The 13811-nt window shown below is 67.4% G+C and carries 12 protein-coding genes; 4 read left to right on the top strand and 8 right to left on the bottom strand.

From position 1 onward, the window contains the following. The first annotated feature begins 95 nt into the window (after positions 1-95). Positions 96-1523 carry an amino acid permease gene (locus OHS03_RS08445; RefSeq protein WP_328662137.1) on the top strand — a complete coding sequence of 476 codons (1428 nt, stop codon included), beginning with the start codon at positions 96-98 and terminating at the stop codon, positions 1521-1523. 30 nt (positions 1524-1553) lie between these two features. After that, on the top strand, positions 1554-2177 hold the full coding sequence (locus OHS03_RS08440) for a TetR/AcrR family transcriptional regulator (protein ID WP_328662135.1): 624 nt from the start codon (positions 1554-1556) through the stop codon (positions 2175-2177). On the opposite strand, the gene OHS03_RS08435 is transcribed toward OHS03_RS08440, so the two are convergent. Beyond that, the gene (locus OHS03_RS08435) at positions 2160-4223 is read right to left on the bottom strand and encodes an AMP-binding protein (RefSeq protein ID WP_328662133.1); all 2064 of its coding nucleotides are present in this window, start codon (positions 4221-4223) and stop codon (positions 2160-2162) included. The two genes, OHS03_RS08440 and OHS03_RS08435, sit on opposite strands and share 18 nt — an antisense overlap. Positions 4224-4541: 318 nt before the next feature. On the opposite strand from OHS03_RS08435, the gene OHS03_RS08430 reads away from it, so the two are divergent. Then, on the top strand, positions 4542-7136 hold the full coding sequence (locus OHS03_RS08430) for an ATP-dependent Clp protease ATP-binding subunit (RefSeq protein WP_328662130.1): 2595 nt from the start codon (positions 4542-4544) through the stop codon (positions 7134-7136). A gap of 58 nt (positions 7137-7194) precedes the next feature. Here the strand turns inward: OHS03_RS08430 and OHS03_RS08425 are convergent, their stop codons facing one another. The 4 genes from OHS03_RS08425 to OHS03_RS08410 form a co-directional block, all read right to left on the bottom strand. Continuing rightward, positions 7195-7587 (bottom strand): hypothetical protein, encoded by a 393-nt coding sequence (locus OHS03_RS08425; protein WP_328662128.1) that lies wholly within the window; start codon positions 7585-7587, stop codon positions 7195-7197. Between the two features lie 125 nt (positions 7588-7712). After that, positions 7713-8660, bottom strand: coding sequence for a lytic polysaccharide monooxygenase (locus OHS03_RS08420; RefSeq protein WP_328662126.1), 948 nt, complete (start codon positions 8658-8660; stop codon positions 7713-7715). 288 nt (positions 8661-8948) lie between these two features. Continuing rightward, positions 8949-9746, bottom strand: coding sequence for an N-acetylmuramoyl-L-alanine amidase (locus tag OHS03_RS08415; protein WP_328662124.1), 798 nt, complete (start codon positions 9744-9746; stop codon positions 8949-8951). Between the two features lie 149 nt (positions 9747-9895). Next, positions 9896-11134 carry a cytochrome P450 gene (locus OHS03_RS08410; protein ID WP_328662122.1) on the bottom strand — a complete coding sequence of 413 codons (1239 nt, stop codon included), beginning with the start codon at positions 11132-11134 and terminating at the stop codon, positions 9896-9898. Between the two features lie 216 nt (positions 11135-11350). Here OHS03_RS08410 and OHS03_RS08405 point away from each other — a divergent pair, with 216 nt between their 5' ends. Further along, complete coding sequence (locus tag OHS03_RS08405) at positions 11351-11905, top strand: TetR/AcrR family transcriptional regulator (protein WP_328662120.1); 555 nt, start codon at positions 11351-11353, stop codon at positions 11903-11905. Positions 11906-11924: 19 nt separating this feature from the next. On the opposite strand, the gene OHS03_RS08400 is transcribed toward OHS03_RS08405, so the two are convergent. From OHS03_RS08400 to OHS03_RS08390, 3 genes are all read right to left on the bottom strand, one after another. Beyond that, positions 11925-12302, bottom strand: coding sequence for a DUF5313 family protein (locus OHS03_RS08400; RefSeq protein WP_063003691.1), 378 nt, complete (start codon positions 12300-12302; stop codon positions 11925-11927). After that, on the bottom strand, positions 12302-12760 hold the full coding sequence (locus OHS03_RS08395) for a MarR family winged helix-turn-helix transcriptional regulator (RefSeq protein WP_328662117.1): 459 nt from the start codon (positions 12758-12760) through the stop codon (positions 12302-12304). The genes OHS03_RS08400 and OHS03_RS08395 overlap by 1 nt, the downstream gene beginning before the upstream one ends. A 96-nt stretch (positions 12761-12856) precedes the next feature. Further along, a complete protein-coding gene (locus OHS03_RS08390; RefSeq protein ID WP_328662115.1) occupies positions 12857-13735 on the bottom strand; it encodes a siderophore-interacting protein in 879 nt (292 codons plus the stop codon). Positions 13736-13811: the final 76 nt, after the last annotated feature.

Here is a 13811-nt window from a genome sequence, read left to right as displayed (position 1 = left end):
ATTATTCACTCTCGGTGACCGCGCCGCGCGCGTGGCGGTGTACTCGCAGGAGCACACCATGACGCGGCGGTGTGCGCCGATGGAAGGAAACGCGAATGTCTTTCGCAGAGCTGCGCACCCAGATGTTGCGCCGCAAACCACTGATAGAGGTCGACGACGAGATCCCCGGTGACGAGCGGCTCGCCAAATCACTCGGGCTCTGGCAGCTCACCGCGATCGGCGTCGGCGGCATCATCGGTGCGGGCATCTTCACCCTGGCGGGCTCGGTCGCGCACTCGGTCACCGGTCCTGCGGTGCTGATCTCGTTCCTGATCGCCGGTGTGGCCAGTGCCGCGGCAGCGCTGTGCTACGCCGAATTCGCCGGCATGGTCCCGAAAGCCGGGTCGGCCTACACCTACGGCTACGTCTCGCTCGGTGAGCTCGCCGGCTGGTTCATCGGCTGGGATCTGCTGCTCGAGTACATCGCGGTGGCGGCGGTGGTCGCGATCGGTGTATCGGGGTACTTCGGGTTCCTGCTCGATCAGATCGGTCTGACCCTGCCGGAGTGGATGCTCGGCGCGCCCGACACCGGCGACGGCCGAGTGATCGACCTGTTCGCGGTGCTGTTCTGTCTGGGCACCGCGTGGGTGCTCTCGCGCGGTATCGCCAGTGTCGGCCGGTTCGAGACGATCGCGGTGGGCATCAAGGTCGCCCTGGTCGCGCTCATCGTGGCGCTCGGGGTGTTCCACATCGACAGCGCCAACTACGACCCGTACTTCCCGTTCGGCACCGGCGCGGTGTGGACGGGCGCGGCGACGGTGTTCTTCGCGGTATTCGGCTACGACGCGATGAGTACCGCGGCCGAGGAATCCATCGACGGGCGCAAGCATCTGCCCAAGGCGATCATCTACTCCCTCGCCATCGCGATGGTGCTCTACGTGCTGGCCACGCTCGTGCTCACCGGCATGCAGAAATACACCGAGATCAGCCCGACCAGTGGCTTCTCCACCGCGTTCGAATCGGTCGGGATGCCGGGCGTCGCCAATATCATCGCGGTCGGCGCGATCGTGGGCATCGTCACCGTCGTGCTCACCTTCATGCTCGGCGTCACCCGGGTGTGGTTCGCGATGAGCCGCGACGGGCTGCTGCCCATCTGGTTCGCCAAGACCCACCCCACCCGCAAGGTGCCGACCAGGGTCACCTGGATCGTCGGCTTCGGCGCCGCGATCCTGGCCGGCGTGCTGCCGATCAACACCGTCGCCGAGCTCACCAATATCGGCATCCTGATGGCCTTCATCGTGGTGTGCGTCTCGGTGATCGTGTTGCGGCGCACCAGGCCCGACGCCCCGCGCTCGTTCCGGCTGCCGTTGATGCCGGTGATTCCGCTGGTCGGGATCGGTTTCTCGGCCTACCTGATCTGGTCGCTGCCGTGGGAGACCTGGGTGCGGTTCGCCGGTTGGCTCGTGGTCGGCCTGGTCGTGTACTTCACCTATTCGCGCAAGCATTCGCTGATGAACCGGACCGCGCCGGAGCCGAGCAACTAGGTCCTGGGCCGACTGTGTTGTGATGGGTCGATGAGATCGGAGCGGGACGCCGCCGCGGCGGGCGCGAGACAGGCGCGCGCGCCGCGGCGGCGGGATCCGGCGAAAACGCGCGAAGCCATCATCGACGGGCTGCTCGCCGCTGTCACCGCGGGCGATTTCGCGCCGACCGCGCGCGCGATCGCCGCCAGGGCGGGTACCTCCGAACGCAGTGTGTTCGTGCACTTTCCCGATCGGGAAGCGTTGCTGGTGGCCGCGACCGAACGTCAGTCCGAGATGGTCGAGGCGTGCTTGGTGAACCCCGATCCGTCGCCCGCTCTGGCCGAGCGGATCACGAGCGCGGTCCAACAGAGCGCCGCGATCTTCGAGCTACAACGGGTGCCCCGGCTGCCCGGTCTGCAGGAGTCCCGATCGATCGACGCGATCGACGCGCGGATGCGGCGCACCGACGAACGGATCCGTGCCGTCCTGGCCGCGCTGTTCGCCCCCGAACTGATCCGACCCGACGGTGGGTCCGACGACGGGCTACTCGATCTGGTCGACGGCGCCCTCGGCTGGCCGATGCGCCACCATCTGCAGGACCGGCGCGGACTGACGGCCGAGCAGGCCTCGGCGACGATCGAGCGCGCGGTCGGGTCGCTACTCGCTCAGCGCTGACCCCGGCACGAGTACCCGCTTGAGGATCTTGCCGGTCTCACCACGCGGCAGCGCGGTCAAGAACGTGACGTCGCGCGGGACCGAGAATCGGCTGAGGCGGTTGCGGATATAGCTCCGCACCATGTCCGAATCCAGGCCTGCCCCTTCGCGTTTCACCACGAACGCGGCCAGCCGCTGGCCGAACTCCCGGTCAGGGACGCCGACGACCGCGACTTCGCTGATCTGCGGCAGATGGGCGAGTGCCTCCTCGACCGGGCGCGGGAAGACGTTCTCACCACCGGAGATGATCATCTCGTCGTCGCGGCCCGCGACGAACAACCGCCCTGCGGCGTCGAGATAGCCGAGGTCGCCGGTATCGAGCATGCCGTCGGCCTCCTCCGGCGGCGCGGAGTTGACATAGCCGTCGAAGAGCATGTGGTTGGCGACGAAGATGTGCCCGGTGGAGCCGACCGGCACCGGACGCAGATCGGGACCGAGCACCGCGACCCGGGTGCCCAGCGGCGGGCGGCCCGCGGTGGTGGGTGATACCCGCAGGTCGTCGGGGGTGGCGACGCTGGCCCACGACACCTCGGTGGAGCCGTACACGTTGTAGAGCACGTCGCCGTAGCTGTCGAGGAATCGCAGCACGGTGGCCCCGGCCAACGGCGCGCCACAGCTGACCACGAATCGCAGACTCGACAGATCCAAGCCCGCGCGCACCTCGTCGGATACCTCGAGCAGCCGTTCCACCATGGTCGGCACCACGATCAACGTGGTGATCCGATGTTCGGCCACCGCGCGCAGGCACTCCATCGCATCGAAACCGTCCGAGAGCACCACGGTGGCACGCAGTGCGGTGCTGAGCTGCAACCCGGCCAGACCCCAGGTGTGGAACAGGGGCGCCGGAATGAGCATCACCTCCTCCACGCGCAACGGAATCCGGGAGAGCAGTGCGGCGATGGTGCCGAACCCCTTGGCGTGCGGGCGCCGCGCACCCTTCGGCGAACCGCTGGTGCCCGAGGTGAGCACGATCAGCCTGCCGGGATGGGCGGGGACCGGGAAGTCGGTGTGCGCCTGGGCGATCAGGACGTCGACCGTCGTGCGGTCCGGATGCGGCGGACAGTCGTCGGTGGTGTAGCGCGGTACCTCGCTGTGCAGGTAGCGGATCAGCGTTTCCAGCGCACCGTCGACGAAGACCGAGCTGAGCCGGTGCCGCTGCACGATCTCCTCGATCCGCCGCCCCGACAACCCCGCGTTGAGCAGCGCCACGTCGACGCCGAGTTTGCCTGCCGCGACCATGGTTTCGACCATGCCCGCGTGATTGCGGGCCAACAGGCCGATGGCGTCGCCCTTGCGCAGACCGATCGAGTACATCGCCGCGGCCAGCGCGGTGGATCTCGCGTCTACCTCGGCGAAGGTGCGGTGCCCGCCGCTGTCGATCAGCGCGACCCGATCCGGGGCGTAGGCCGTACCCGCCGCGTAGCCGCCTGCCAGGTTGAAGCCCCACTTCGACAGGGACCGAAGCTGTCTCATGATCGACACCGGCTCGGGCCGCATCAGCCCGGTGGCCGCGATACTGCGAGCCACCCCGGCGTTTCGGCGCACCATCGAGCGTTCGGCATTGACCACCACCGAGGAACGGGTGCCCGCGATCGAGTCGGCGGTGCGGCGCAGCCCCGCCTTCACCCAGTCGGTGACCAGCGAATCGCCGCCCTGCTCGAGCAGGGGATGGATACGCGCCACCGCGAAGAGGGTGATGTCGAGACGAGTCCGCTCCTGGTCGCCGCGCAAACGAACCGCGGCGAAGCTGCCGAGCTCGGGGCTGCGCAGTTCGAAACTCTCGTACCAGCGGCCGATGACGAGGATGAACTCGTGCGTGCGGATACCGCCGCTCGCCGACCCGATCCGCACCTGCCAGTGGACCGCACCGTCGGGACGTTCCACCGGTTCACAACTGCCGATACCGGTGAACATGCGTGGGTAACTCTGGGGATCGAGTAGTACATCCCACAACGCTTGACGCGCGATCGTGAAATCCGCGCTGACATCGATGACGTCGGTGACCAAACTCCGTGCTCTACTTCCCGTCGGCCTGTTCGACCCAAGGTGGTCGGCGGGCAAAAATGGGCGCTGTGGTCGGTACCACCTCGCGGGTCGCCACGCTACCCCGCAGCGGCGCCCCGTCATCAAGAATCGGACAAAACCGGTGGTTCGGGACCGTTTCGGCCGGATTTTGGTCGGAGGGCCACACCTGCCGACATCGCCGATGTGAAACTGTCCAATCCCTTGCACACCCTTCGGGGATGCCGAAGTATTGCTGGCAGTACCGACCCGATCTGCAGGAGTCGCCGCGATCCGCGGCACGACGAGCGAAGAGGTGTGGACATGACAGCGAGCTGGCCGAGTTCTCGGGATCCTTTCGACGATATCTTCCAGCGGTTCTTCGGTTCCGGAATGTCATCGAAACCACCGGTACAACGCATCGATCTCGGCAGACTCATGACCGACAACGCGAAGTTGCTGGTCGGTACGGCTCGCGAGGCGGCCCAGGATTGGGGCAACCCCGACATCACTCCCGAACACCTGCTGTACGCCGCCACCGAAGCGGAACCAGGGCGCAGCATCGTGGCCGAACTCAGCCTTGACCCCGACCAGGTCGCCGAGCAGATGCAGGACTATCTCGACACCGGCCGACCCAGCGAGGACGACCTCGCCGACATCACGCTCAGCCCCGCCACCAAGGTCGCGCTGCGTGCGGCCCAGCGGCAGGCGGCCCAGTCCGGCGCGAGCTACATCGGCCCCGAACACATCCTGCTCGGCATCGCCTCACTGCCCGACAGCGTCGCGGCGCAGGCCCTGGTCGCCGGGATCGCGGCCACCGAGAGCGGCGGTGTGCCCGCGCCGGGAACCCCGATGGCGACCGCGCCCTCGAAGCGTCAACAGCCGGAATCGGACACTCCCACCCTCGACGAATACGGTCGCGATCTCACCGCCGAAGCCCGCGAGGGCTTGATCGACCCGGTCGTCGGCCGCGCGGAGGAGATCGAGCAGACCATCGAGATCCTGTCGCGGCGGCGCAAGAACAACCCCGTGCTGATCGGTGATCCCGGCGTCGGCAAGACCGCGATCGTGGAGGGGCTGGCCCAGCGCATCGTCAACGGTGACGTGCCGGTCACCCTCGCCGACCGCCGCGTCATCGCCCTCGATGTCGGCTCGCTGGTGGCGGGCAGTAAGTACCGCGGCGAATTCGAGGAGCGCCTGACCAAGATCCTCGACGAGGTCCGCGCGCACAAAGACGAGCTGATCGTCTTCATCGACGAGCTGCACACCATCGTCGGCGCCGGTGGCGGCGGCGAGGGCTCGATGGACGCGGGCAATCTGCTCAAGCCCGCGTTGGCCCGCGGCGATCTGCACGTCGTCGGCGCGACCACCATCGACGAGTACCGCAGATACATCGAGAAGGACGCCGCCCTGGAACGCCGGTTCCAGCCGGTGATGGTCTCGGAGCCCTCGGTGGACGACACCATCGAGATCCTGCGCGGTCTCGCCGATGTGTACGAAGAGCACCACCAGGTGCGCTACTCCGACGAGTCGCTGGTCGCGGCCGCGCAGCTGTCGGATCGCTACATCACCGACCGGTTCATGCCCGACAAGGCGATCGACCTGATCGACCAGGCGGGCGCGCGGGTCCGGCTCCGGTCGGGCACCCCCGATCCGGCGGTGAAGGCCAGGGACGAGGCGATCGCGCGCCTGTACCGGGAAAAGGACGCCGCGGTCGACAACGAGGACTACGAGAAGGCCAAGGCGCTCAAGGCCGATATCGCCGCCGCCGAGGAGGAACTGGACGAGTCCGGTGCGACCTCCTCGGAGCCGATCGTCGACGTCGTCGACATCGCCGAGGTGATCTCCAGGCGCACCGGCATTCCGGTGGCCGATCTGACCGCCGAGGAGAAGCAGCGCCTGCTCCAGCTCGAAGACGTCCTGCACAAGCGGGTGATCGGGCAGAACGAGGCGATCGTGGCGATCGCCGAAGCGGTCCGCAGGGCCAGGGCCGGGCTCAAGGATCCGAACCGCCCGATCGGGTCGTTCCTGTTCCTCGGGCCCACCGGTGTGGGCAAGACCGAGCTGGCGAAGGCCCTGGCGGAGGCGGTCTTCGGCGACGAGGACCGGCTGATCCGGTTCGACATGAGCGAGTTCCAGGAGAAGCACACGGTCTCGCGGCTCGTCGGTGCCCCGCCCGGATATGTCGGCTACGACGATGCCGCGCAGCTCACCGACAAGGTGCGCCGTCAGCCGTATTCGGTGATCCTGTTCGACGAGGTCGAGAAGGCGCACCCCGATGTGTTCAATGTGCTGCTGCAATTGCTCGATGACGGCCGCGTCACCGATTCCAAGGGCCGCACGGTCGATTTCAAGAACACGATCGTGATCATGACGTCCAATATCGGTTCGCACGTGATCCTCGAGGCGCCTCCCGGCGACCTCGACTCGATCGTGCCGCAGCTCGAAGGGCTGTTGCGCCAGCACTTCCGGCCCGAGTTCCTCAACCGCATCGACGAGCAGATCGTGTTCCACCGCCTCGACACCGAGCAGTTGGAACAGATCGTGGAACTGATCCTGGATCGCACGCGACGCATGCTCGCCGCCCAGGACATCGAACTCGAGATCAGCCAGTCCGCGGTGGACTGGCTGGGCAAGCGGGGTTTTCAGCCCGAGTTCGGTGCGCGACCGTTGCGGCGCACCGTTCAGAAGGAGCTCGACAACCGGGTCTCGCGGTTGTTGCTCGACGGCGGGTTGGAGCCGGGTGGCACGGTGAAGGTCGATACCGCCGACGACGATCTGGTCGTCACCGCGGTGAACCCGGGCCCACCGGAGACCAACGGTTCGGCGCCCGCGCCGACCCCGAAGAAGGCGGCGAAGAAGCCCGCCAAGAAGGCCTCGGGCAAGAAGAGTGACGACAAGAAGCTCGCATCGAAGTAGCGGATAGAACGACTGTGGCCCGGTTCGCGAGAACCGGGCCACAGTGTTGTCGCGTGGGTCAGCCGCCGCTGACCACACAGGATTCCCCGAAGCGGAAGCCCCGGCCGACCGACACATTCGCCCCACTGGCGATGCCGTCCTGGACGGCGATCAACGCGTGGGCACCGGTGTAGGACGGCACCCAGTTGAACATGGCGACGCCGTCGGTCGGGGCGACCACGGCAAGCAGTACGCCGTTGTCGTAGAAGGCGACAGGAATGATGCCGACACTGAGCCGGGCCAGCAACTGATGGGTGCATCCGGTGCCGTAGTTGGTAGCCGAGCCGACGCTCAGGTTGGGTTTCACGGTCAACTGCGAAACACCGGCCGAGGCGCTGGGAGCGCCGATCGTCGTGGCCAGCAACGCCGTCCCGATGGCGGCGACGGCGATGGCGAATTTCCTGTCACTCATATCTCACGTCCTTGTGCTGCGGGGCCGACCGAACGCGAGGCCGGCGAGTCGGTCTCATCCTCACCCCATCGCGGGACCGATGGTGGGAGAACACACGAACCGTTTCGCCGACCTCGTCGCGCCGACTACACCCGAGACCAGAGCGCGGGCGTATTCGGCGGCGTCCAGTTCGGGTCGTGCACCGTGTGCGCCTGCCTGCAGCTATAGGTGGCGCCCTGGTAGGTGACCTTGTCGCCGATGGCGTAGGTGGCGCCCTGACGCCACGACGATCCGGCGGGGGCAGTCGTGGTTGTCGGGTGCTCGTGCCCGGGGGTGGTCGTCGCCGGCGGTTTCGTGGTCGTCGCCGGCGGCGTGGTGGTGGGGCCGGGGGTGCTGGTGGTCGGCCGGGGCGTGGTGGGCTTCGGAGTGGTCGTAGCCGGAGGGGTGCTGCCACCGCCACCCACCTCGAGATCGACGCAACTGTAGAAGGCCGCTGCGGTATCACCGATATTCCATACCGCACGCAATTTCTGACGACCGGAATAATTCGACAAATCAACCGTGTGGGTCACTTCCATCGCGGGCTGTTCATTTCGACCGTCGAACACGGCAACCCTGGTGTTTCCGATGAAATATTCCCAATTCAATGTGCGATGGTTAGCGGTATTCTTCCACGTGAAACTCGCACTGCTGGAGACTTTCTGCGGGACCCACCCGAGACTGTCGTCATCGAGCTCGGGATATTTGTTCGCACTGCAGTTGGTGAGCCCTTTCGAGCCCTCCACGCTCTGCGGTTCATATTTCACCGCACCGCAGGGCACGAGGCCACGGGCGCATTGTTCCTGCCTGCTCGCCGGTCCGGTGATCCAGCCGTGCGCAGTGGCACTTCCGGCGGGAACCAACGCTGTGACGATGGGCGCCAATGCCATTGCTCCGGCAAAGAACAGAATTCGACTTCTCACTATCAATACTCCTTGGAAACGCACACGGAGGACGGCAGGGGCCGGCTTGCCGTCCGGGAAACATTTCGAGCGATGACACTGAACACTTCGATATCGAACTGTGACACCGAACATTAGGGTGACGAAGATCAACCGTCAACCGTTCCAGTAGCGAAAAATACTGCTACCGGCCGGTATTCACAGACGGTTTCGCAGCCGTGCGAATTCAGCGAACAACTCCGTTTCGAACCAACCGGTACCCATTGATGGCAACTGATTGGTTAACCCCGCAGCTATTCAGGGTGTACGGATTTGCCAGGAGTTGTCGATAGGTAGCCATGTTGCCAACAAGCCGCCTTACCGTTCGGGCGCGGGCACCTGTCGCAGGGGCCTGGCGAACTTTGCGCGACTTCTCCGAAATCGGCGGGAGGCCATCTCGAATCAGCCGAGAAACGCGAGAATTCCGGCGGTGATGAGCTCGGCGTAGCGGGCTCGCCCGTCGGGAGTCTCGATGAGCTCGGCGTCGGTGGCCGAGCGCATGTTCCCACATTCGACCAGGGCGCTCGGCCGCTCGGCCAGGTTGAGCCCGGCCAGATCAGCCCGCGGATCCAGTCCCGCCGACCCCACGTAGGTCGACGGCACCGCACCACCGGCGACCATGGCATCGCGCAGCGCAGTCGCCAGTCGCGGCCCCGCCTCGGCCTGCACCTGGTTCAGCGGAGGTTCGGCGTAGGCGATGTGGAATCCGTGCGCGCCCGCGCCGGTATTGCCGTCGGCGTGGATCGAGACCACCGCGTCGGCGCCCGACTGATTGGCGATGGCGGCCCGCTGGTCGACGCACGGTCCGACGCCGGTGTCGTCGGGGCGCGTGAGGATCACCCGCACACCTCGCGCGGCGAGGGCGTCGCGCACCCGCAGGGTGACGTCCCACGTGAACTCGTGCTCGGGGTAGCCACTCGCGGCCGAGGTGCCGGTGGTGTTGCAGGCTTTCGTTCCGCCGCGCCCGTCGGGCACCGGTGCGTTGATCTGCGCGAGATGGGCGGCATTGCCACCGTTGTGACCGGGATCGAGGACAACGGTGCGGTTCGCGGCGGGGGAAGTCGGCGGCACGGCACTCTCCGAGGAAACGGCCGTCGCGGTCGACGTCGGCGGGTTCGCGTCCGTGGTGGTGGACGCGCATCCGGCGAACAGCGCTGTCGTCGCGAGCAGGCAGGCGGGCAGGAACAAGCGAGGGCGCACCCCGCCACCGTGCCACATCCGACGACGAGGCGACTTCGTCCGCGCCGTGTCAGGCTCGCAGCCCGAGGTCGGCCGCCTGCCTGACGCGGCATCGCTGCCTGAGACGGTGGCTCGCGGCCGACACCGTGAGAACCAGCTCCGAACCGTGCTCAGCCGAGGGTAATGCACAGGGGAAGAGTCGCGTGGCGCCGGGCGAACAGGCTGGGCAGCCAGCGCGGCGGCTCCGCATCGATCAGGCTGAATTGCTCGGTGCGTTCGAGGAGCAGGGTGAGCGCGGCGGTTGCTTCCAGTCGAGCCAGCGTGGATCCGATGCAGAAATGGGCGCCCGCACCGAACGCCGCGTGGGCACGTGCGCGCGGGCGGTCCAGGTCGACGATGTCCGGATTCGGGTAGGCGGCGGGATCACGATTGGCCGCTCCCCACAGCAACAGCAGGTGACTCCCGGCGGGCAGGTCGACGCCGGCGAGCTGCGTGTCGGTGACGACGTGGCGATGGTGTCCGCGGAAGGGCGACTCCAGGCGCAGCGCCTCGTCGAGGAACGCGGGGACGAGCTCGAGGCGTTCGCGCAGGCGGGTCTGCAGGTCGAGGTCGGTGGCGAGCAGTCGCGCCGCCGACGCGATCAGACCCGCGGTCGACTCCCCGCCCGCGCCGATCAGCTGCACCACGATCAGCACCGCCTGCTGTTCGTCGATCGTGCCCGCCGCCATTGCCGCGACGAGCACTTCGAGCAGTGTGCGCGGCGAATCGCGTTCGGCCACGCGATCTTTCGCGTCGCTGATCGCCAGGTAGGCGTAGTGCGCTAGCTCGGCCGCCGAGGTGATCAGCGCCGTCATCCGGCCGTCGGCGACGACACCGCCCAGCATCTCGGTGGAGTCGTAGGCCAGCGAGAGCAGTGTCGGCACATCGACGCCCGGCAGTCCGAGGAGTTCGGCGATCAGCGCCAGCGGCAATCGATCGGCGACCCCGGTGGCCCAGTCGATCCGGTCGCCGTCGAGTTCCTCCGTCCACAGCTGTGCGGTCAGCGCGGTGACGACCGGGGCCAGCGTGCGGACCCGTTTGGCCAGGGCCGGTCCGACGATGGCGCGGTGCGCGGCGTGGACATCGCCGTCGGCGGTGGCGAGCACGTGGACACCCTGCCCGGTCGCGTCGAGATCGAAGGTCATCGGCGCCGCACCTGGCTGGGCGACGAGCACGCCGGTCAGATGCGAGGAGAACTCCGCCGGGCGCCGGGTCGCCTCGGTGACCGCGGCCCACGAGGCGACGAGAAAGAAGTCGGTGCCGGGCACCCGATAGACGGGCGCTTCCTCGCGCAGAGTGCGATACATCGGGTACGGGTCGTCGAGCACCGCCGCGTCGAACAGGTCGATCGCTTCGAGGTCTGTGGTCATGGCCGCGGCCTTTCCTGGTCAGGCTGTCGGCGCTCACGGTGCATCGCGGAGAAGCACGCGGTCAATGTCTGTCTCAGTGTGAGACGGCGTCGCGATATCGCGGTCGCCGGAACCACCCACGCACTTCTTCGAAAATCCCCTCTGCCTCGCCTAATTCGGATAGACAGAGGTGACCGAACGTCTCAGTGTGAGACAGAGCCGTGGGAGGATTCGTCGATGACCGACCATGTGGACTGGTTGACCGGCGGTGACCGACGCACCATCGCGGTCGACCGCATCGAACGCGCCGCCCTCAGGCTGTTCCTCGAACACGGCATCGACAACGTCACCGCGGAGGACATCGCCGCGGCCGCCGGCTGCTCGCGCGCGACGCTGTATCGCTACGTCGGCGGCAAACCACACCTGGTGCGCGCGGTGATGGTCAGGGCCGCCGGGTCCGTGGTCGCGCGGGTCGAGTCGGTCGTCGACTCGGTCCCGCCCGCCCGACGGCCTGTCGAAGCCATCCTGGCCGCCGTCGCCGCGATCCGCGCCGACCCGGTGCTGCGCCAGTGGCTGATCCGGCACCGCTCCCCCGATACCGACGAATTCCTCGCCGGCGCAACGGAACTCGGTCACATCGCGACCGCGCTGACCAGGATCGCCCCTGACAACGAGGCCGCGGGCTGGGTCGTACGCGTCGTCTTGTCGCTGCTCACCTGGCCGCTGTCCGACGCCACGGCGGAACGTCACCTGGTCGAACGATTCGTCGGGCCCACCCTGCGCGCGGGCTGACCCCCGACGAGAACGCGGATCAGCCGCGGTGGTGGCGACTCTCGTAGGCAACGCGCTCGACCTCGGCCCGACGGCGTTCGGCCTCGTTCGCCAACTCGGGATCGAAGCCATGGCTGACCAGGCGGTGCCGCCGGTAGACATAGACCAACGCCACGGTGAAGTAGACCAGCGGCAGGTACAGCAACGCCATCATCGACAGCCCGATCCACAGCGGGCCGGGCACCAGCAAGAACAGGCACAGCACCGGAAGCACGGGCAGTAGGAAACGCATCAGGTATCGGCGGGTCGCGCCGGGGCCGGTGAGGTCGGCCAGCACCCAGTCCGCCATCGAGGGCGGCAGAGTGCCGCCGGTGATGTAGCGAACGCGCTGCCAGAGATTCGGGGTCGAGTTGCTCATCAGTGCTCCCTCACATCGGAGGCGCGTCGCGCGGCGGCGTTCACCCGGCCGAGGACATCGCGTAATTCTTCCAGATCCGCCAGGCTCACGCCGAGGCGTGCCACGACGGCGGGCGGGATCTGCTCGGCCTGTTCGCGCAGGTCACGGCCTGCTTCGGTGAGGTCGATGTGCAGCGTGCGCTCGTCGAGCGGATCGCGGCGGCGGGTGATGAGACCGGCGGATTCGAGCCGCTTGAGCAGCGGTGACAACGTCGCGGAGTCGAGCTGGATCGCCTCGGCCACGGCCTTCACCGACATCGGCGCCTCACCCCACAGGGCGAGCATCACCAGGTACTGCGGATGTGTCAGGCCGAGCGGTTCGAGCAGCGGCCGGTAGACCGCCAGCACCGAACGATTGGCCACCGCCAGAGCGAAGCACACCTGTCGGTCGAGCCGCAACGGATCCTCGAGCTCTTGCATCGTCCACCACCTTCCTTTGCCCACACACTATTACGCCACTAATAGTTAGTGCAATAACTATTAGTGGCGTCACACAAGTCGGAGGGACGATGCGCGTCAGTCCTCGTCGACGACCAGCGGCTCCCCGGCAGCGGCGCGACGCACTTTCTCGCGGCCGTTGTCCTCCTCGGTACGCCCCTGACGCCAGTACCCCGTGAAGGTGATCGCACGCTTGTCGACGCCTCGGTCGCGGACGAGATTGCGCCGGGTGAGCTTCACCAACTCGGCCTCACCGGAGATCCACACATAGGGCGCGCCCATGGGGAACTCGGCGGCGCGGACCGCGTCGACCACCGCGTCGCCGTGCGGACGATCGCCGCGATGCACCCACGCGATCCGCACATCGCCGCGGGTCTCGAAGCCCTGCTCGTCGGCCGGGCCGTCGACTTCGATGAACGCTCGCACCGACGCACCCACGTCGAGGCGTTCGATGATCGCGCCGATCGCCGGAACGGCGGTCTCGTCACCGACGAGCAGCTGCCACTCGGGATCGACCGGCGGGGCATAGAGCGCGTGCGGCGGGCAGAGCAGGCCGATCTCGTCGCCCGGCGCCGCGGTCGAGGCCCAGCTCGAGGCGGGGCCCGCGTGCTCGGCGTGCAGGACGAAGTCGATGTCGAGTTCGCCCAGTTCGGGCCGCTGCGCGCGGATCGTATAGGTGCGCATCGGCGGGCGGATCTCGTCAGGCATCGCGAGATAGCGCTGGTACCAGCTCATTACGCTGCCCGAGTCTTCCAGGGGCGGCGGTACCACGGGACGCGGCCGACCCGGGAGCGGGAAGAAGAGCTTCGTGTACTGGTCGGGCCCGACGTCGGCGAGGGCGGCCTGGTCCTCGCAGACGAGGGTGACCCGCAGCATGCGCGGTGTCAGCCGTACCGCGCGTCGAACCGTCGCCGACGCGTAGACCATGGCGGGTCGATTCACAGTCTCAGTTGCCATTAGGCAAGGCTAACCTATTGCCGCGTCGGACCACTCGCCTCGCCCACAGCGAGGGCTGCTCGATCATCTCAGGCAG

The sequence above is a fragment of the Nocardia salmonicida genome (assembly GCF_036142455.1).
GTDB classification, from domain to species: Bacteria; Actinomycetota; Actinomycetes; order Mycobacteriales; family Mycobacteriaceae; genus Nocardia; species Nocardia salmonicida.
Note: the sequence above shows the minus strand (reverse complement) of the source record. Positions and strands in the feature narration are given on the sequence as shown.

Bases quoted from the DNA above. Each gene is read 5' to 3' on its own strand.
- OHS03_RS08440 (WP_328662135.1), top strand. From the start codon at position 1,554: ATGAGATCGGAGCGGGACGCCGCCGCGGCGGGCGCGAGACAGGCGCGC.
- OHS03_RS08390 (WP_328662115.1), bottom strand. From the start codon at position 13,735: ATGGCAACTGAGACTGTGAATCGACCCGCCATGGTCTACGCGTCGGCG.
- OHS03_RS08425 (WP_328662128.1), bottom strand. From the start codon at position 7,587: ATGAGTGACAGGAAATTCGCCATCGCCGTCGCCGCCATCGGGACGGCG.
- OHS03_RS08405 (WP_328662120.1), top strand. From the start codon at position 11,351: ATGACCGACCATGTGGACTGGTTGACCGGCGGTGACCGACGCACCATC.
- OHS03_RS08395 (WP_328662117.1), bottom strand. From the start codon at position 12,760: ATGCAAGAGCTCGAGGATCCGTTGCGGCTCGACCGACAGGTGTGCTTC.
- OHS03_RS08430 (WP_328662130.1), top strand. From the start codon at position 4,542: ATGACAGCGAGCTGGCCGAGTTCTCGGGATCCTTTCGACGATATCTTC.
- OHS03_RS08400 (WP_063003691.1), bottom strand. From the start codon at position 12,302: ATGAGCAACTCGACCCCGAATCTCTGGCAGCGCGTTCGCTACATCACC.
- OHS03_RS08410 (WP_328662122.1), bottom strand. From the start codon at position 11,134: ATGACCACAGACCTCGAAGCGATCGACCTGTTCGACGCGGCGGTGCTC.
- OHS03_RS08445 (WP_328662137.1), top strand. From the start codon at position 96: ATGTCTTTCGCAGAGCTGCGCACCCAGATGTTGCGCCGCAAACCACTG.